Genomic DNA, 17026 nt, shown 5'->3' on the forward strand with positions numbered 1-17026 from the left:
GGCATAGCCCGAAATTGCGCTCTCCTCCCGGATGGCGCATGGCATCGGACCAGACGCGCCGGAGCAATGCTCCTGACTGAACCTTCAGCCGCGAGCACAGACGCCCGTAACGATGGCGGCGCCGGTTCGGCGCGCTCCCGCATCTCCATCAATACGGCTCGCCGTTTTTGTGCGTGAAGCGCCAGCCATCTCCGTCGCGCTCCGCAGCCAGATCGTCGGCGGGGTAACTAACTTCATCGCCTCCGCTTCTGTCACCGATTTCGATGTAGCTCGCGTCGTTTGGCGAGCGGTTTTCGAGATGATGGCTGGCACCTGAGGCCGGAAACCCGACGCACATTCCGGCACTCATCGAGTAAGTGTCAAGCCCGCTCACGAGCGTCAGTTCGCCGCTCACGACGTACACAAACTCGTCCTGTTTGCTGTGCTGATGCTGAAGCGCGGAGGCGGCTCCCGGTGCGAGCATCGTGAGATTTACGCCGAAGTTGGCCAACGCGAACAGGTCGCCTAACGGGCGTTTCGTTCTCCCGGCCATCCGCTCAGCAAATATTGGCGGGTAATTGGAAGGCTTGGTGCGCGGCGATGCCCGAACGGCCAAGATGGGAGCACGCTGTTGGCTTGCTCCGGCGTTGCGGTTCTCTGCGTCGGACAACCCTGCTCGCGAGTCTTGCAGATTCTGATCCATCCCAATCCTCGGCTGTCAGTGTTTGTCCATCAGCAAGCGGAATCATCCGGCGGAGCCAAGGTTACACAATTGCTCATTATGCTCAACGATATTGTATCGATTGATCGTAGAGATGCTGCCGTCTCGTATGAACGCGCGCTCGACGCGGTAAAGGCTTCGGCACCGCCGTGGCCCAGGATATCGCTCGCGCTCGGGGCGGCGAGAAGGTGTTGTGGGCTGACTAGCAAGCTCTTCAGCGACCATTTGCGTCGAGACCGTCGTCTCAGCCCATTTCGCGCGCCGTTGCGGGAGCGTGGCTTCGTCGCCTCCACTCAATCGCTAGTGCTCGCTCCTGGAAAAGCACCTTCCCGCCGGAATTGCTTCCGGTAGAGATTGGGCGGGATACCCACGTGCGTGACGAAATGGAGCCGGAGATTGGTCGCGGTTCCCATCCCGACTTCTTCGGCAATACGCTCCATCGGCAGGCCCGTCGTTTCTAAAAGGTCGCGGGCAACAGAAATCCGTTGCAGCGTCAGCCATGCCGCCGGGCTGGTTCCCGTCGCCTCCTGAAAGCGTCGTGCCAACGTGCGCTGGCTCATTGCCGCTGCATCGGCCATTTGGTCGATTGTCCAGGACCGCGAAGGGTCGGCCCGGAGTTGATCGAGAAGGCCGGCAAGCTTGTTTTCGGGCCATGAGGGCACCGGCCGTTCGATAAACTGTGCCTGTCCTCCAGCACGATGGGCCGCAACCACCATGCGTCGTGCTACGCTGTTTGCAGCGGCAGCGCCGAAATCTTTGCGGACCAAGTGTAGCAAGAGATCGATACCGGCCGCAGAACCCGCGGAGGTGAACACCTGACTATCCTCGGTGTACAAAATGTCAGCATTGACCGTCACGTTCGGATGAGCTGCTCCCAGCCGTTCCGCATAGCGCCAATGCGTAGTGGCGCGGCGGCCGTCCAGCAGCCCGATCGCCGCGAGCAGGAAGGCTCCCGAGCAGATCGACACCAGCCGCGCGCCGCGCGCGTGAGCGGAGAGCAAGGCGTCACGAACCGCGTCGGAAGGAACTGCGCCGTCCGAACGCCAGCCGGGTATGATGATCGTCCCGGCCTTATCCAGCGCATCAAGGCCCGCTTCCGCTTCGACCTTTAGTCCGACGTTGGTCGCGAGCGGTCCCTGATGCTCAGCGCAGGTTATGAACGTGTACCAGTCCGGTCCCATCTCAGGCCGCGAAAGACCGAAGACTTCTGCCGCAATACCGAACTCGAACGCGCACAGCCCTTCGTAAGCGAGCGCTGCGACGAGGCGATTGGGTGCGTGATCCGGATTTGGCATGATACTTTCGATATACGGCAATCCTGCCGATAGCGAGGGGGCAACGATGTAGGGCAACACAGTGGCACCAACAGGAGCCAGTCAATGCCCAATCCCGTCACCGATGTTCCCGCTGCAACCTCGCCCGAGGCAGAGGCCCATTTTGCCGCCAGCTTTGGCTTTGAAACGGATTGCTGGGATACCCACGAGGCGCTGTCGCTCCCCGATCCCGGTTTCGTGCTGCTCGACGTCCGCGGTCCAAATCAGTTCGCGAAAGGCCATGTACCAGGGGCGATCAACTTGCCGCATGGCAAAATCATCGCCTCCCGGATGGCGGCCTGGCCGGTGGACACACTGTTCGTCACATACTGTGCCGGGCCACATTGCAACGGCGCGGCACGGGGCGCCCTTCGGCTCGCGCGACTTTCCCGTCCGGTCAAGATCATGGCCGGCGGCGTGACCGGCTGGATAGATGAGGGGTTTTCGCTCGAAACCGGCCGCGTCAGTGGCTGAAGCCAGCCAGCCGGTTGTTTGTGGGAGAGACAGAATTCGCATCCGCGTCGCTTGCGGAGCGGACGCGGATACGTTGCTGCCGTTGATCCAAGCCCATGCCGGCTACGAGAAAGGCGAGGCGAGCACGAGCGCGGCTGCCCTGCAGGCCGCATTGGACGCGCCGCAACGTCGGCTATGGGCATGGATCGCTGAGCAGGCAGGCAGACCGATTGGCTACGCCACCGCCACGCAGGATTTCGCGACATGGACCGGCTTGCCATTCCTCCATCTCGACTGCCTGTTCGTACAGGACGATCAGCGAGGAAACGGAGCCGGGGCACGCCTGCTCGACGCCGTGCGCGATCATGCAATGGTGATCGGGGAATTATGTCCAGTCCGGCACGCCGCTCTCCGCCGTGGTGCCGGTGCGGCTGGCCTATGTCGAGGCACGTTACCGCGAGACGCAACTCGCCCGGATTCGGCCGGGGCAGCCGGCGAGCTTCCGCCTGGATGCCGCGCCGGACCTGACCTTCACCGGCCATGTCGAGAGCATAGCGCCCGCCTCGGGTGCCTCGTTCGCGGTCATCGCACCCGAGAATGCGACGGGTAATTTCACCAATATTACTCAGCGCCTCGCCGTCCGCATCGCCATCGACTCCGGGCAGGCCGGGCTCGACCGGCTGCGCGTGGGCATGTCGGTAGTCCCGACCGTGCGGACCGGGGTCGAAACAGGAAGCGAAAGGTAAGTCGACGATGATGCAGCTTTATGGCTTCTGGCGTTCGAACGCGGCATTTCGCGTTCGGGTCGCACTCGCGCTGAAGGCGATACCCTTTGAAGAAACAGAGGTGGATCTGCTTTCTGGAAGCCAATTCGATCCCGCTTATGTCATGATAAACCCCGAGTATGTCGTGCCGACGCTCGTCCATGACGGCCACCGCATTTCCCAATCCCTGGCGATCATCGAATATCTCGACGAGGTTCAGGCAAATCCGTCCCTCCTGCCGCGCGACGCCCGAGAGCGAGCCTATGCGCGCTCGCTCGCAATGATTCAGGCAGCAGACTCCCATCCCCTGACCGTACCGGGGGTCCGAGAGCATCTCAGAGAAGCCTTCGGCGCCGACCCGGACACAATTGAGGCATGTTGTCGGCACTGGACGGGCAAAGGGCTAGCGACTTACGAACGGTTGCTCGAACGGCGGCCGGCCTCGCCGTTCGCCCTGGGCGCGACAATTTCAATCGCTGACATAGGCATCGCCGGCCAAGTCGCCCTCGCCGACGTCTATCAGATGGATTGGTCCGAATTTCCCGAAGTGGCCCAGTTAGCGCGGCGGTGTTTCGACGTGCCGGCGTTCGCAGATGCCCACCCGTTCGCGCAGCCGGGCTATCGAACACGTCCAGCTCCTTTAAGCGTTTAGGAGATTGCGCTGAGGTAGTGCCGCAAGCGGGCGCGAACAGCAGACCCATCTGAAAAGCGGCTCAGGTTGACTGAAGGATAGAAATGAAGCGCGGTATCGACAATTCAGAGCATTACCGTTGGGGCGATGGGTGCGACGGATGGGTGCTCTCGCCTTCTCCAGACATGATGATCATCCAGGAGCGAATGCCACCCCGGACCGCGGAGAAGCGCCATTTCCATCTAACGGCGCGCCAGTTCTTCTATGTGCTCGCAGGCGAATTGACGATGGAATTGGAAGGAGAACATCATCTCCTTCCGCCCATGACAGGCATAGAGATTGTGCCGGGCGCGAGGCATCAAGCCCGGAATGACAGCGACAGCGACGTCCATTTCATTGTCGCGTCCAGCCCCAGCACGCGCGGAGATCGTACGGACATCGGCTGATCCGGCGATCGGGTTTGCTCGCGGACCGTATCGGGCGGCAGTCGTCGCGACAGTCATATTCAAGTCGTACTTATTGGGGCCCGAAGCCGAGAGTCATCAAGTGCTCCACGCGGCGTTTGAATGACGACCCGATATCCGTCAGGGTCTTCGTAGGTCCGGCCAAGCTGATCCCAGTAAGGATTGAAGGATGCAACCGCCGGGAACCCCCATCCTCCATCCGATCCACTGTTGCCTGCCACTCTGCGACGTCCGGCAGATAAAAGATTGTAAGATTATCCTGCGTCGGTGCTCGCCCGGCACAGTGTCCGAGTGCCTTCGTAAACTCGAAGTTATGGGGCACCCGCACGCCCGATCATGACGCCGTTAAAGCCGTCATGGTCCGCAAATCGATACAGCACGTCCAAACCGAGGCCCTCCCGATAAAACGGAAGCAGGGCCTCGATGTCGTCGGTGGGGCGGACGACGCGGACCGTCGGGAAGGTCGTCATGGTGGCAGACTAAGCCCAGGCCTCACCGGCCCGCAACCGTACCGTGCAGAGACATCTGCGGGTTTGTCGCATCTCGTGTGCCAGCTACGTTCGCCACCGCATTGCGCTGGCGTCGGTTGCCCAATTCGTACCGCCTCCAGGAGTGGACCTGCGGGCAGCTCGGCCTCTCCAGCAGGGTCAAACGAACCGGTGTGTCACCTGCTCCGCCTGCTTCTTGATGTGATCCACGAACAATCGCGCATGCCCGCTCAGCGCTGCGAAGTCCGGGGCGCAGATCAGCAACCTGCGGTTCGCCCAATCGTCGGCGAGTGGGACAATCCCGATGCCGCTCACGGCACATGTAGCAATGGCCGCCATCGGTAGTATGCCCAAACCAACGCCCGCCTCGACCAGCCGTGCAACGGCATCGAAGCTGCGCAATCGCACCCGATAGTTGATCCGGCGCCCAAGACGCGCGGCGTGATCGGCGAGGTGCGAATGGAGGGCGCCGGCACTCAGCCCGACGAACGGCTCACCGACGACCTCGGCAAAGCGGATGGCGTTGCGATGCGCCAAGGGGTGTGCGCAGGGCACTATCAGCACCAAGCGATCCATGGAGAGCGGGATAGTCGCCAATTCGCCCAGGTCTGTCGTGTTCGCGACTACGCCGAATTCGACCCGGCCATCCGCCACGGCCCGTACGATGTCCGTGCTGGTTCGCTCCTCGATATCGATGTCGACGTCCGGATGGGCAGCCAGGAACGCACGGAGCGCCATCGGCACCAAGTCGACCAGCCCGGCCGTGTTCGAGAGCATGCGGATTTCGCCCTTGAGGCCCGTAGCGAACCCGCGCAGGTCGCCGCGCATCTGCTCCACGGCGGCGCCGATCGAGCGCGCATGGTGGAGCAGCGCTCGGCCCGCGGCCGTCGGCACCACCCCGCGACGCCCGCGATCGAGCAGCGATACGCCGAGCGTCGCCTCCATTCCGCTGACCCGCGCGCTTGCCGAAGCGAGCGCCAGATGCGCCGCTTCCGCACCTTTGGAAATGCTGCCTGCTTCGACGATCGCCACGAACAGGCGTAAGTCCATTAAGTCGAACCGCATCGCCACCCTTCGGATCACACGAACGCTGAACTCGCATAATCCGCATTGTGAGCGATCACCAGCGGCGTCATTCCTAGCGGATGGACGAGCCTCTGTTTCTACTGATAGCGGGCCTGATCGCCGGAGCCATGAACGCGCTCGCCGGTGGTGGCTCTTTCGTCACGCTGCCGGCGCTCATCGCGACTGGCGTCCCTTCGGTTTCGGCGAACGCTACAAGCAGCGCGGCGCTCTATCCGGGCGGCGCGGCCAGTGCCTGGGTCTATCGCGACGGCCTCGGCACGGTTTGCGGAGTGCCGTTGGTGCCCACTCTTCTCGCCACGTTGCTGGGTGGCCTTGTTGGCAGCATGCTCCTGTTGGCGACGCCGAGCGCGCTGTTCGATCGCGCGATGCCGTGGCTGCTCCTGCTGGCAACGCTGACGTTGATGTTCGGACCGCGCGTCGGTGTCCTGCTGCGACCCCGGTTGGTGTTGGGCGCATCTGCGATCCTCACACTCCAGTTCCTGCTGGGCGTCTATGGCGGCTATTTCGGCGGTGCCGTCGGACTGATGATGATGGCGGCGTGGAGTCTTCTCGAGGGCGCCGATATCAAGGCGCTCAATGCGCCACGTACCCTGATGGTCACCGCCGCCAACACGGTCGCGATCCTCTGCTTCGCAGTCGCCCGCGCCATTCAATGGAAAGCGGCTCTCGTCGTTGGCCTGGGCGCGATTGCAGGAGGCTATGCGGGCGCGCATCTCGGGCGCCGTCTCAATCCGAAATTGGTACGAGGCGCGACGCTTATACTCTCTGCGGCGATAACCGTGCGCTTCTTCATCCTTGCCTACTTTTGAGCGACACCGATGCTCGCCTCCGACGACGCCGCGTCTCGCAGTATGCGCCGCCGGTGCAACCCTGCGTGATGGACACCGCAACTTGCGGGCTTGAGCGCCCCGAGGCGGTCGCCGGCAAGCAAGTACGTGGTGCAGGTTGCAAAGGAGTGCCGCGAAGAAAGCTCACTTCCCGGTCTTACGACGATAGTGACGCGTCGCCTTGGCGCGATTTCCGCATACCGTCATGTCGCACCAAATGCGATTCATGCGCCGACTATTATCTAGAAAGACCCAATCACAGTCCGCCGCTGCGCAGATACGGGTGCGCGCTCTCTTGTCACCGTCAACAAACAGCTCGATCGACGCCCTCGCAACAGCAAGTGAAATACTGTCCAGTGTTTCGAAATCGCTTGTATCCTGCCATTCGAGACCTTGATGACCGGCCGCAAGTCGGCGGCTCGATTGCACCCGTTCGAGCCAAGCGTTCCAGCGACCGACCACGCGTTCGGCGAGTGGAGAACGGCCGGCGGCGGCCTTTGCAGATTCAAAGATCAGCTCGCGCAAATCGATGGCCTCTTGGTGGGCCCGGCCCGCTTCGCCGGGGTTCTCCGATGAAGCCGCCTCCAGTTTGGCCACCTGTTGCTCGGTAAGCATGCCGGCCTGGGTCGTCCACCGGATCAACGCGCCATAATCCGGCAATCGTTCCCGGCCGCCTTTCGAACGCTCACTGATCGTGTTCGCAAACTCAAGCGGAAGAGCGCCGCCACTGAGTTCGAACAGGAACCCGTCTGGCGTGTCTTGGCCGCGGTAGCGGATTGCACGGGTATCGATCACGCTATAACCCGTATGAGTGGTCGAGTCGGTTATATAGCACCGTCCGCCAGAGCGCTAGGGAGACCGTTAACGATGGAAGCCGAGCCCTTGATTCTACGCCGCTGGTCGTCCCGCATTCGAACGGCGGATCGCGAGGAGTATGTCAGCTACATCAAGGGCACGGGCGTGGAGGACTATCTGGCCACGCCCGGCAATGTCGGGTGCGAGATGCTGTTGCGCGATTGTGGTGACGGGTCGACCGAGGTTTCGACCCTGAGCTGGTGGCGATCCATGGAGGCCATTCGCGCCTTTGCTAGCCACGACGTTGATCGCGCGCGCTACTATCCGCTGGATGACCGCTACCTCATCGAGAAGCCGGAGCATGTCGAGCATCATATCGTCGTTGTGGAAGGCCTTGGATTGCCACATGCCTAGCGCTCCGCCCTTCAAGATCGGGGCGAATAGAAGCTTTCGTTACGCCGCCACGTTCGAGCTGTGTGCAGTCTGATGGTCACAGAGCCCTTTGCCGCGCGCTCGACGAACAGGCTGCGATTGCGGTGCGTGACCGCGGATGACGCCTTGGCAACCTCACGGTTGATGACCCCGGCGGTCAGTCGCTGGCTCGCCTCATGGCCGATGCCGTTCACCTTGAAAATGGCCCAACAACGGATCGCCGACCTGCGCGAACAGGCCTATCGCGGGGATGCTTTGCCGTTCGCCATCGTCGCCAGGCTCAACGAGGAATTAGTCGGTTGGGCGACAATCGTGCGCAACGAACGGGATCGAGCGTCCGCGGCGTTGGGATTTTGGCTGGGGGAACACCACCACGGCAAAGGCTATATGCGCGAAATCGCGCCGATCGTCTTGGCTGCCGGCTTCGCGACCCTAGGCGTAAACGTCATTGAGGCGGGAGCGCAGATCGCGAATGCGGGGTCATTTGCCGTCATGAAGGCATGCGGCATGACGGCGGTAGGCGAACGAATGGTCTATGCCGCCGCACGCCGCTAGGACGAGCCTTGCTGCTTTTACGAGGTCAGGCGCCCATCATCACTCGGTGCGACACAATGATATCCAATGCTCCCGAAGCCGAATTCATTCTGGCCGACGTGTTCGGCACCGGACCGTATAGCGGCAACAGCCTCGCGGTCTTCCACGATACCGAGGGCCTCGATCCCGGCCAGCGACAGACGATCACCCAAGAGCTTCGTCATTTTGAATCCGTCTTCCTTCATGCGACCGACGATCGGACCCGCTATCGCGCATATATCCATACTCTGGAGGAGGAACTCGACTTTGCCGGTCATCCATTGATCGGTGCTGCCGCCGCTTTGCATGCGAGACTGGCTACACCCGATGAGCGTAGCTGCTGGACGTTCGATCTCAATCGCAAGCCCGTTACGGTCGTGACTGAACGGCGCGATGAGGGTTGGTGGGCGGAAATGGCCCAAGGTCGTCCCGAGTTCCTGGGCGCTGTTGCGCTATCCCGTCATGCCGAATTGCTGGCGGCGCTCAATTGCCGGGAGGATGATCTCTACGAAGATCTGCCGCTCGAAATTGTTTCGGTGGGATTGCCCTATCTCATTGTCCCGCTTCGACGCGGTCTTGAAAGCGCACGGATTGTCCGCAGCGATTTCGGAGCCTTGCTGAGCGTGGTGGGCGCGCAGTTCGTGCACGTGTTCGATGTCGGCGCTTCCGAGGGGCGCACCTGGGACAATGATGGCATTGTCGAAGATGTTGCGACGGGCAGCGCCGCGGGTCCGGTCGGCGCCTATCTGACGCGGCACGGTTACCTTGAGCCGGATCGGACCTTGACCATTCACCAGGGCCGCTTTGCCGGGCCGAGTGAGCTGCTGGTCCGGACCGCAGGATCGCCCGACGACATTCAGGGCGTATTCGTCGGGGGCAGCGTGTTCATCATTGGGGCCGGGGCATTGCACGTTTTGTACCACGCCCGTCCACAGATTCAGCTTGATTGCTGACGTACTGAATGGAGCCGGTCTTGCTTTCACACACCACCCTCGGGGTTGCCGATGTGCATGTCGCACGACGCTTCTACGGCCCGCTTCTCGAAGCGCTTGGGCTGACATTGAAATTTGCCGACGAGACATGGGCCGGTTGGAAGCACCCGTTCGCCGAAAGGCCTTTGTTCATCGTCATGACGCCTTGCAATGGCGAGGCGGCCTCGGCGGGTAACGGACAGATGACCGCTTTCCTGGCGAGCAGCCAATCGCTCGTCGATGAATGCCATGCGCTCGCGCTTGAACTCGGCGCTACAAGCGAAGGAGAGCCGGGCCTCCGGCCCGCTTATCATGCCGACTATTATGGCGCCTATTTCCGTGATCCTGACGGGAACAAGGTCTGCGTTTGTTGCCACGAGGCCGCGTGAGCGCCGCCCCGCCTTTGGGCTTCATTGGCCTCGGCACCATGGGTGAGCCCATGGCGCTCAATCTGCTGAAATCGGGCCAGCCTTTGATGGTCTGGAATCGCTCAGACGCGAAGCGCCACATATTGGGCGAAGCGGGCGCGTCCGTCGCGGAGAGCCCGGCAGAGGTCTTTGCGCAGTGTGATAGTATCATCCTCATGCTCACCGATGCGACCGCAACCGACGCGGTTCTTGGGCGTGGCAGCGGAGCCTTCGAAGACCGGGTCAGGTCGCGAACGATCATAAATATGGCGACGGTTGAACCCGGTTATTCCAAGGGGCTGGAGGTCGACATCCGCGCGGGAGGCGGCCGCTACGTCGAGGCGCCCGTTTCCGGCTCGCGCAAACCAGCCGAGGCGGCGGAACTCGTGGCGATGCTGGCGGGCGAAGCCGAAGACGTTGCGGCCGTTCGCCATTTGATCACACCAATGTGCAAGAGCACCGTTCCGTGCGGTCCTGTGCCCCAGGCGCTTCTCATGAAGCTCGCGGTCAACCTGTTCTTGATCACGATGGTGACGGGGCTCGCGGAAGCGATGCACTTCGCCAAACGCCAGGGCCTGAACGTGGCCCTCTTCGCTGACATTCTCAGTGTCGGTCCGATGGCGAGCGACGTATCACGGATCAAAACCGCTAAAATGGTCGATGGCGATTTTGCCCGGCAAGCCTCGATCACCGACGTCCTGAAGAATAACCGTCTGGTTGTCGAAGCCGCACGTGAGGCCGGCATTGCCTCGCCGCTTCTCGATGCGTGTTTCGCGCTTTACGGAGAAACCCAGATGCTGGGCCTTGGTGACGAGGACATGATCGCCGTGATCCGCGCGATCGAACATCGTACGTCCGCTGTCCTATGACCGAATTTGTACTTGTCAGCGTCCCGATCCTGGCCGCTCAGCATCGTCGGAGCCGGCGATGACGATCGATCCGGAGTTCAGGACAGAAGCGGAGGGTGCCGTCCTTTGCTGGCTTGCGACCGTTGACTCGACCGGCACGCCCAATGTCACCCCTAAAGAGATATTCGCCTTCTATGGAGATGAGCATCTGGTCATCGCGGATATCGCGTCATCCAATTCGGTCAGGAATATCCGCAGCCATCCGTCAGTCTGCGTGAGTTTTGTCGATGTTTTCCGGCAGCGGGGTTTCAAGCTGGTCGGCACGGGGACCATCGTGGGAAGGGAAGATGAGGACTTCCCCATTTAGGCGCCGAGCTGCTTCGCATGGCGGGAAGTAGCTTTCCAATCCGCCATGTGATTTCCGTGCGGATCGATCAGACTTCGCGAATCTGGGCACCGAGTTACCGACTGCTACCGGATCAGACGGAAGGCCAGCGGATGCGGCAGGCCTACCATGCCTATGGCGTTGAGCCTGTTGAAGGACCGAGAACGGATGAAAACTCCGCACGGTGAAAGGAAGGCAGCCATGAACGTGGCAAAGGCCAACGGCATCGAACTTGCCTGGGACAGTTTCTGCAATGCCGAAGCTGAGGCGATCCTGCTGATCTCCGGGCTTGGAACGCAGATGATCCGATGGACAAAGCCTTTTTGCGAGGCATTGGCCGCCAAGGGGTATCGCGTGATCCGCTTCGACAACCGGGATGCTGGTTGCTCGACGCATTTCAGCGCCTCGGCCGAGCCGGATTTTGGCGCGCTCGCAGCAGCGCTCATGGCCGGATGCCAGCCTGACGTGCCTTATACGCTTTACGACATGGCGGCCGACGCGATTGCCCTTCTTGATGCACTTGGGATCGAGCGGGCGCATGTCGTCGGGCGGTCAATGGGCGGCATGATCGCGCAAGTTCTGGCGAGCGATCACGCAGACCGGGTCCTCTCCCTGACGTCCATCATGTCCAGCACCGGGAATCCGGCACTGCCGCAGGCAGCACCGGACGTCATGGCGATGATGATGCGGCCTGCTCCTGATCCAGTTCTCGATCCGGAGGGTTTCTTGACAGCGCGTCTCGTACTCGCCCGCAGGATCGCAGGTACAGGCTATCCATTTGACGAGGAGAGCCATCGTTCCTTTCTCCTGGAAGAAGTGCGACGCTGCTATTATCCGGCAGGCGTGGCGCGGCAGATTGCCGCCATGGAGGTGGCAGGGGACCGGCGTGCGCGTCTAGCGACGATCAAAGCGCCGACGCTCGTCATCCATGGAACTGATGACGCGCTAATTCCACTTGGCTGCGGACAGGACACGGCTCTCTCGATCCCGAATGCGATCTACCTTCCGATCAAAGGCATGGGGCACGAAATGCCAAGTGAGCTCAATCGGACGGTTATTGAAGCGATTTGCGGAGTTGCGAAGGTACGATCACGTTTTACAGGAGCATGACCTTCGTCGCGTTCCTGAACCCCCGCAGCCCTCGGCTCCGGGGGTTTTATTTTGCCCGAACCCTAAAAAGGACAGCACCATGAGCATTCGAGTCGGCATTAGCGGTTTCGGCGGCGGCGAAGCGATGCGCTTGATCGCAAGCCATCCGTCTTTCGAATTGCTCTACGCTGCAGGCGAGAGCAGCGCCGGCAGCCGGTTGGTGGATCGCTTCCCCGGTGTGCCAGCTAAGCTGGCCGAATCGGTAATTGAGAAGTGGGACCCTGCAACCCTGCCGAAGCTCGACGTGCTGTTCGCGTCGCTCCCCACAGGTGCCTCGACCGACGCACTTGCTCGCGTCCCCAACGACGTGAAGGTCGTCGATATCGGCGGCGACCACCGCTACGCCGAGGGGTGGGCTTACGGCCTGGCGAACGTCTGGCCCGCCCGGATTGAAGGTCAGACCCGCGTTGCCAACCCCGGTTGCTTCCCCGCGGCGACGCTGACCGCGCTGGCGCCGCTGCTGGTCAACAAGCTGATCGAGCCGGCCAACATCGTGATCGACGTGAAGACAGGTATCTCTGGCGCCGGTCGGGGCGGCGCCGACAGCAAGTTCGGCTACGCCGAGAGCAACGAGAACCTGGTGCCCTACGGACTACTTGAGCACGTCCACATGCCCGAGATTGCCCGGACGATCGAGCGGTTAAATGACGGCAACGCGGACGGACTGGTATTCACGCCACACTTGGTGCCGATGACACGCGGCATACTCGCCACCATTTACTGCCGCGGCCGCGCCACCACGGGCCAGTGCGTGGACGCGGCCCGGCAGTTTTACGCCGGACGGTCGTTCGTCCGGGTGACCGAAAAGCCGCCGCAAACCAAATAGGCTACTGGCTCGAACCTCGCGTTCGTCAGCTATGCGGCCGATCCAGGGCGCAACTTGGTGATCGCGATGGCCGCGATCGACAATCTCGGCAAGGGAGCTGCCGGCCAGGCGGTGCAGAACGCGAACCTGATCTGCGGGCTGCCGGAAACCGCGGGGCTGGACGGTGTGCCTGTTTGGCCATGATGAGGGCGGCCTACCGGCCGCCATTCAAACCGCTTGTACGTCCGCTCACGGCCGGGAGCCAGCACGCGCTATCAGATCAGTTTGTCGCTGGCATGCTTAAGAAAGTGAGGTCGGGTTCGGAGGCGGTTGTAGTAAGTGGCGACGTTCTCCAACTCGGGGCGTTCCATTGGCGTTCCAAGCCATCGATGGACCGAAAGTCCCAGCACAATATCTGCCAAGGTAAAGGCGTCGCCCGTCGCGAATGGACCATTCTTTCCAAGGTGGGCGTCAAGAATTGTCATCTTGTTGTTCCAGGCTTCGCTGCTGGCCCGGATCAACATCGTATCGCTATACTCAACCTTCCTGCGCTGCAAGCCATAAAGGCATACCGCCACGAATCGTTGAGGTCAGTCGCCTGCCAGTCCATCCAGTGCTCGACCTCGGCCCGTGCGCGGTGGGCTTCGGGGAACAAGTCACCTCGGCCTGCTTTGGCGGTGACATACCGGCAGATTGAGTTAGACTCCCACAAAGGTCCTTCGGCCTCAACGAGGATCGGAAACATAGAATTGGGATTGAGCCGAGCCAATTCTTCGAGGCGGGAGGCCGAGGGATTTACCTCCCACTCGTCAAAGACATACGGGACGCCGACCTCATCCAGCGTCCATAACGCCTTGCGGACATTTATAGAGGGGGCTCGACCTAAAAGACGTATCTCGGTCATTTGAAGTTCCTCACGCATTCGTTCGAAATCGTTCGGATTTGAGACTGAAGGGACGTCAAGCCGACGCGTTCAGGCGTCAGCGCTGCCACCTTCGAGGGCGCGATGGTGCCTAAGTGGGCTATGCCTGATCATGCCGACGATAGTCACGCCGCCAGCCCAGTTCGCGGACCGCCCTGTCGATCGCGACTGCACCGCCCGGATCTGCGATATTGTAGGCTCCCGGCCGGCCATGATCGACTGCAAGGAACGCGGCATAGGCGGCAGCCTCGACGTGCACCGGCGCTGAGCCGTCAGGCTCTGCAGACCAGGTACCGGGTCCGTAAAGCTGCCCGTAGCGGAGCACGAAGCCTTCAAAGTCATTTTGATCAAGAACCGCGTTTTCGAGGGGCACGATACCGTCCAAAATCGAGATCGCGCGCGAACCAGTGGCGTTCACGTCGAGCGGATCACTTTCGATGAACGGCAGCGGCTTGGGCGCGTAGGCCCATGCGATACTTTGGGCGATCATTCGCTTCACCCCCGCAGTTCGGGCCGCCGCCACTACATTGGCGGTTCCTTCCCGACGAAGGTGGGCGTTTCGGCGTATCGCCTCTTCTGGCGCAGCGGGATCGATGCCGGCGGCCAGATCCGTGAGCTGGTGTATTAGAACGTCGGGTGCGGCCGCCGTGACGGCTGCTCTAAGAGCCTCGGCGTCAAAAACATTGATGATGACCGCGTCGATGCCCATCGCTTCCAACTTGGCTTTGCCCTCGCCGGATCGCGTCGTTCCGACCACGAAGTGGCCAGCACCTCGAAGAAGAGGGACAAGAGATTGGCCGATTATGCCGGTCCCCCCGGCCAGGAATATTCTGCTCAATGTATTTTACTCCAAAGGCCTGCGGCACGCCGGCAGCGCAGGCGGTCAAAGAATTTGTCTCTAAGTCCATCACGTTGAGCGATCGGATCACTGGCAGCTGCCCTCACGATCGCGCCGAATTTCCTCGGCGAGCACGGGTTCTTGGCGTCTTAGATGGAGGAGCGGGTAAGGGCGGCCCTGGCTGTCGCGATCTGATTGGCCGATCTCCACAAAACCGTGTCGCCAATAGAACTCTGCCGCTTGCGTATTCGCCTCGTTCACATCGACCGATATGATGCCATGCAAGCTCCACGCATGCGTCAGCAGACGACTCCCTATGCCCTGACGATGGTACGCTGGGTCTACGAAAAGGGCTTCCAGATGAGAGCCGTCCAGTAGCATAAAGCCGAGCCCGCGGTCATCGTCATCCGCCGCAATCCAAAGCGGAGCCTGAGGCAAGAAACTTCTAACCTCCTCTTCGATCGCGGATCTGTCCGATGGCGCAAGAAAGTCATGCGTGGCTTCCACGGCTCGCTGCCAGATTTCGATGACCCTTTCTGCGTCGTCGGGTCTGGAGGCTCGGATTGTCAGGCTCTTCTTCCGTCATTTTGCCCGGCGGAACCCGCCGAATAACCCCTATTGGCGCGTCGATCAGACGATCTGCGCGCGAGCCGCTCGATACGGGCTGTGCAAACGATGCTCATATCGCGACCGAGCGGACCATGCGCGCGGTACCGCCCGCGCACTAGACGTGCCGTCTCAAGGCGCGCTCGCTTTCGCCTCGCATCATCCGCCATTTCATCGACTCGTCCGCCCCGCGCCCGGCTCCGCGAGTATGTTGCACGCGTCGACCAACTCTCCGGTCCCAGCATCGACTGGCGAGAGACTAAGATCATGGCCCGTTTGAGAATGGAAAAAACGCAGCGGTCGTTCGCCGCCGCCATCCGCCCGCCATTTGTCGCCTATTTGGACCATGGCCAGCATCAGCAGTCCGATGTCCCGACCTTTTTCAGTTGGCACATATTCGTGTCGTTCGGGACGAAGCTGATACCGCCGACGTTCCAGCAAGCCCGCCTGCTCCAAAGCTTTGAGGCGGTCCGACAAAGTGGCGTTGGTGCATCCGGTCGAGCGGCGCAGGTCGGAAGAGGGGTGGGTTCATGATCTCGCGAGCGCCAGTGGTCGTCAGCGTCACGCCATAGTGGAGGCTGCGGCACTCGATCCGAGAGATGGTCTCGCTCTCTCAGAACTGGTCGGCCTTCAACTGAAGGATGGAAATTTTCCAGCGGCACGGCAAACGGTCGAGCTTGCCTTGGCGGCTGGCGCTAATCACGCCGATACTCTGGCTCTCACGGCTAAATACGTATCAACGTTTTTGGGCCGCCCCGACGAGGCGTTGAGCCTGATGCAGCGTGCCTTTGCACTCAACCCGCATGCCCCTTCATGGTACGCCCTTGGCGAAGTTTACGTCTGCTACTATTCGAGGCGGTTCGAGGCGGCAATTGAGGCCGCACCGCGTGCGACAGCAGGCAGAAGCCAAACATTCTGCAGCGTACTCTCGCTGGCTCAACTCGGCCGCGACGCGGAGATGGCGGCGGCGAGATCAGAGCTCTACGCCTTGGATCCTGAGCTTCAGATCGCTAACGACTTCGCCACTCTAGCTATCGCTCCCGCGGCCAAAGAATTATTGCACGAAGGCATGCTGAAGGCAGGCTTACTTAGCAACGCCGTGGTCTTGCCGCTCTAAGCAGCGGCGGTCGGCGTCGATGGACTAGAAAGAAAGGAACAACCCCGTCTGATGGCCGCAGGCGTGACACACAACTCGCCTTGGTGCTCCCGGCGAGCTATCAAGCCACGCTACCAAACGGCCTCCTCGAGCACGAGCGTCATGCGGCGCAGTGTAGCGGATATGCCCCGCATTCCCGGACTCAGCGATTTCAAAAGCTGAATGCGAAAACGAAACACTCAGTATTCAACACGCGAAGACTAACTGAGCGATGACCGACAGGTCCCAGGCTCAGCTCGGACCATCGAATAGCTCGCGCTGTATCAGACTTCCTCGCGGAACAAATAGCAGGTGAAGCTGAGCTGTGATGTCCTCGACAGTCTCTCCAGCAAGGTGGCGATGTTACCGGTTAGTGTCACGAGGGCTTGATCGGCGGGAGTGAAGTCCTCATCCACACCCTACCGATTGGCAAA

The 17026-nt window shown here is 61.3% G+C and carries 24 protein-coding genes and 2 pseudogenes; 15 read left to right on the top strand and 11 right to left on the bottom strand.

All coding sequences use genetic code 11. The annotated features are described in order from the left end of the window. Nucleotides 1-148: 148 nt before the first annotated feature. On the bottom strand, nt 149-682 hold the full coding sequence (locus GSQ92_RS28755) for a cupin domain-containing protein (protein ID WP_159014780.1): 534 nt from the start codon (nt 680-682) through the stop codon (nt 149-151). A gap of 311 nt (nt 683-993) precedes the next feature. Further along, nucleotides 994-1995, bottom strand: coding sequence for a transcriptional regulator FtrA (ftrA, locus tag GSQ92_RS28760; RefSeq protein ID WP_159014781.1), 1002 nt, complete (start codon nt 1993-1995; stop codon nt 994-996). Nucleotides 1996-2079: 84 nt separating this feature from the next. Here ftrA and GSQ92_RS28765 point away from each other — a divergent pair, with 84 nt between their 5' ends. The 5 genes and pseudogenes from GSQ92_RS28765 to GSQ92_RS28785 all read left to right on the top strand — a co-directional run bounded on the left by GSQ92_RS28765 (nt 2080) and on the right by GSQ92_RS28785 (nt 4307). Then, on the top strand, nt 2080-2487 hold the full coding sequence (locus GSQ92_RS28765) for a rhodanese-like domain-containing protein (protein WP_159014782.1): 408 nt from the start codon (nt 2080-2082) through the stop codon (nt 2485-2487). Beyond that, nucleotides 2447-2827, top strand: a pseudogene (locus GSQ92_RS32025) (N-acetyltransferase family protein); the annotation flags it as partial. The gene GSQ92_RS28765 and the pseudogene GSQ92_RS32025, both read left to right, overlap by 41 nt. Nucleotides 2828-2858: 31 nt before the next feature. Continuing rightward, a pseudogene (locus GSQ92_RS31305) lies at nt 2859-3212 on the top strand (HlyD family secretion protein); the annotation flags it as partial. Nucleotides 3213-3219: 7 nt separating this feature from the next. Further along, nucleotides 3220-3882, top strand: a complete 663-nt coding sequence (maiA, locus tag GSQ92_RS28780; protein ID WP_159014785.1) for a maleylacetoacetate isomerase — start codon at nt 3220-3222, stop codon at nt 3880-3882. 83 nt (nt 3883-3965) lie between these two features. Next, a complete protein-coding gene (locus GSQ92_RS28785) occupies nt 3966-4307 on the top strand; it encodes a cupin domain-containing protein (protein WP_159014786.1) in 342 nt (113 codons plus the stop codon). 59 nt (nt 4308-4366) lie between these two features. On the opposite strand, the gene GSQ92_RS32030 is transcribed toward GSQ92_RS28785, so the two are convergent. From GSQ92_RS32030 to GSQ92_RS28795, 3 genes are all read right to left on the bottom strand, one after another. Then, nucleotides 4367-4546 carry a hypothetical protein gene (locus tag GSQ92_RS32030; RefSeq protein WP_371418616.1) on the bottom strand — a complete coding sequence of 60 codons (180 nt, stop codon included), beginning with the start codon at nt 4544-4546 and terminating at the stop codon, nt 4367-4369. 90 nt (nt 4547-4636) lie between these two features. Next, on the bottom strand, nt 4637-4795 hold the full coding sequence (locus GSQ92_RS30625; RefSeq protein ID WP_216857017.1) for a hypothetical protein: 159 nt from the start codon (nt 4793-4795) through the stop codon (nt 4637-4639). Nucleotides 4796-4972: 177 nt separating this feature from the next. Continuing rightward, a complete protein-coding gene (locus GSQ92_RS28795) occupies nt 4973-5863 on the bottom strand; it encodes a LysR substrate-binding domain-containing protein (RefSeq protein ID WP_254066732.1) in 891 nt (296 codons plus the stop codon). A gap of 95 nt (nt 5864-5958) precedes the next feature. Here GSQ92_RS28795 and GSQ92_RS28800 point away from each other — a divergent pair, with 95 nt between their 5' ends. Next, a complete protein-coding gene (locus tag GSQ92_RS28800; RefSeq protein ID WP_159014788.1) occupies nt 5959-6708 on the top strand; it encodes a sulfite exporter TauE/SafE family protein in 750 nt (249 codons plus the stop codon). 162 nt (nt 6709-6870) lie between these two features. Here GSQ92_RS28800 and GSQ92_RS28805 read toward each other — a convergent pair whose 3' ends face one another. Further along, nucleotides 6871-7521, bottom strand: coding sequence for a CGNR zinc finger domain-containing protein (locus GSQ92_RS28805; RefSeq protein ID WP_159014789.1), 651 nt, complete (start codon nt 7519-7521; stop codon nt 6871-6873). A gap of 72 nt (nt 7522-7593) precedes the next feature. Here GSQ92_RS28805 and GSQ92_RS28810 point away from each other — a divergent pair, with 72 nt between their 5' ends. The 8 genes from GSQ92_RS28810 to GSQ92_RS28845 all read left to right on the top strand — a co-directional run bounded on the left by GSQ92_RS28810 (nt 7594) and on the right by GSQ92_RS28845 (nt 13112). Further along, nucleotides 7594-7935 carry a hypothetical protein gene (locus GSQ92_RS28810; protein ID WP_216857018.1) on the top strand — a complete coding sequence of 114 codons (342 nt, stop codon included), beginning with the start codon at nt 7594-7596 and terminating at the stop codon, nt 7933-7935. Between the two features lie 72 nt (nt 7936-8007). Then, nucleotides 8008-8508 carry a GNAT family N-acetyltransferase gene (locus GSQ92_RS28815; RefSeq protein WP_256367147.1) on the top strand — a complete coding sequence of 167 codons (501 nt, stop codon included), beginning with the start codon at nt 8008-8010 and terminating at the stop codon, nt 8506-8508. A gap of 56 nt (nt 8509-8564) precedes the next feature. Next, on the top strand, nt 8565-9479 hold the full coding sequence (locus tag GSQ92_RS28820; RefSeq protein WP_159014791.1) for a PhzF family phenazine biosynthesis protein: 915 nt from the start codon (nt 8565-8567) through the stop codon (nt 9477-9479). Nucleotides 9480-9499: 20 nt separating this feature from the next. Then, nucleotides 9500-9886 carry a VOC family protein gene (locus tag GSQ92_RS28825; RefSeq protein WP_159014792.1) on the top strand — a complete coding sequence of 129 codons (387 nt, stop codon included), beginning with the start codon at nt 9500-9502 and terminating at the stop codon, nt 9884-9886. Beyond that, nucleotides 9883-10773, top strand: a complete 891-nt coding sequence (locus tag GSQ92_RS28830) for an NAD(P)-dependent oxidoreductase (protein WP_159014793.1) — start codon at nt 9883-9885, stop codon at nt 10771-10773. The genes GSQ92_RS28825 and GSQ92_RS28830 overlap by 4 nt, the downstream gene beginning before the upstream one ends. A gap of 58 nt (nt 10774-10831) precedes the next feature. Then, nucleotides 10832-11119 carry a pyridoxamine 5'-phosphate oxidase family protein gene (locus GSQ92_RS29905; protein WP_174247860.1) on the top strand — a complete coding sequence of 96 codons (288 nt, stop codon included), beginning with the start codon at nt 10832-10834 and terminating at the stop codon, nt 11117-11119. A gap of 219 nt (nt 11120-11338) precedes the next feature. Continuing rightward, complete coding sequence (locus tag GSQ92_RS28840; RefSeq protein WP_159014794.1) at nt 11339-12247, top strand: alpha/beta fold hydrolase; 909 nt, start codon at nt 11339-11341, stop codon at nt 12245-12247. 79 nt (nt 12248-12326) lie between these two features. Then, nucleotides 12327-13112 carry an Asd/ArgC dimerization domain-containing protein gene (locus GSQ92_RS28845; protein ID WP_254066734.1) on the top strand — a complete coding sequence of 262 codons (786 nt, stop codon included), beginning with the start codon at nt 12327-12329 and terminating at the stop codon, nt 13110-13112. 254 nt (nt 13113-13366) lie between these two features. On the opposite strand, the gene GSQ92_RS30630 is transcribed toward GSQ92_RS28845, so the two are convergent. The 5 genes from GSQ92_RS30630 to GSQ92_RS32035 form a co-directional block, all read right to left on the bottom strand. Beyond that, on the bottom strand, nt 13367-13576 hold the full coding sequence (locus GSQ92_RS30630; RefSeq protein ID WP_216857019.1) for a glutathione S-transferase C-terminal domain-containing protein: 210 nt from the start codon (nt 13574-13576) through the stop codon (nt 13367-13369). 32 nt (nt 13577-13608) lie between these two features. Continuing rightward, nucleotides 13609-13995 (bottom strand): glutathione S-transferase family protein, encoded by a 387-nt coding sequence (locus GSQ92_RS30635; protein ID WP_216857020.1) that lies wholly within the window; start codon nt 13993-13995, stop codon nt 13609-13611. Nucleotides 13996-14113: 118 nt separating this feature from the next. Further along, nucleotides 14114-14851 carry an NAD(P)-dependent oxidoreductase gene (locus tag GSQ92_RS28855; RefSeq protein ID WP_159014795.1) on the bottom strand — a complete coding sequence of 246 codons (738 nt, stop codon included), beginning with the start codon at nt 14849-14851 and terminating at the stop codon, nt 14114-14116. An 87-nt stretch (nt 14852-14938) separates the two neighbouring features. Continuing rightward, the gene (locus GSQ92_RS28860) at nt 14939-15421 is read right to left on the bottom strand and encodes an acetyltransferase (protein WP_159014830.1); all 483 of its coding nucleotides are present in this window, start codon (nt 15419-15421) and stop codon (nt 14939-14941) included. 207 nt (nt 15422-15628) lie between these two features. Beyond that, nucleotides 15629-15934: a winged helix-turn-helix transcriptional regulator gene (locus GSQ92_RS32035; RefSeq protein WP_159014796.1), complete on the bottom strand. Its 306-nt coding sequence runs from the start codon at nt 15932-15934 to the stop codon at nt 15629-15631. 10 nt (nt 15935-15944) lie between these two features. Here GSQ92_RS32035 and GSQ92_RS28870 point away from each other — a divergent pair, with 10 nt between their 5' ends. After that, complete coding sequence (locus GSQ92_RS28870) at nt 15945-16574, top strand: hypothetical protein (RefSeq protein ID WP_159014797.1); 630 nt, start codon at nt 15945-15947, stop codon at nt 16572-16574. Nucleotides 16575-17026: the final 452 nt, after the last annotated feature.

Origin of the sequence: Acidisoma sp. S159 (assembly GCF_009766125.1) — a bacterium.
Lineage (GTDB): Bacteria > Pseudomonadota > Alphaproteobacteria > Acetobacterales > Acetobacteraceae > Acidisoma.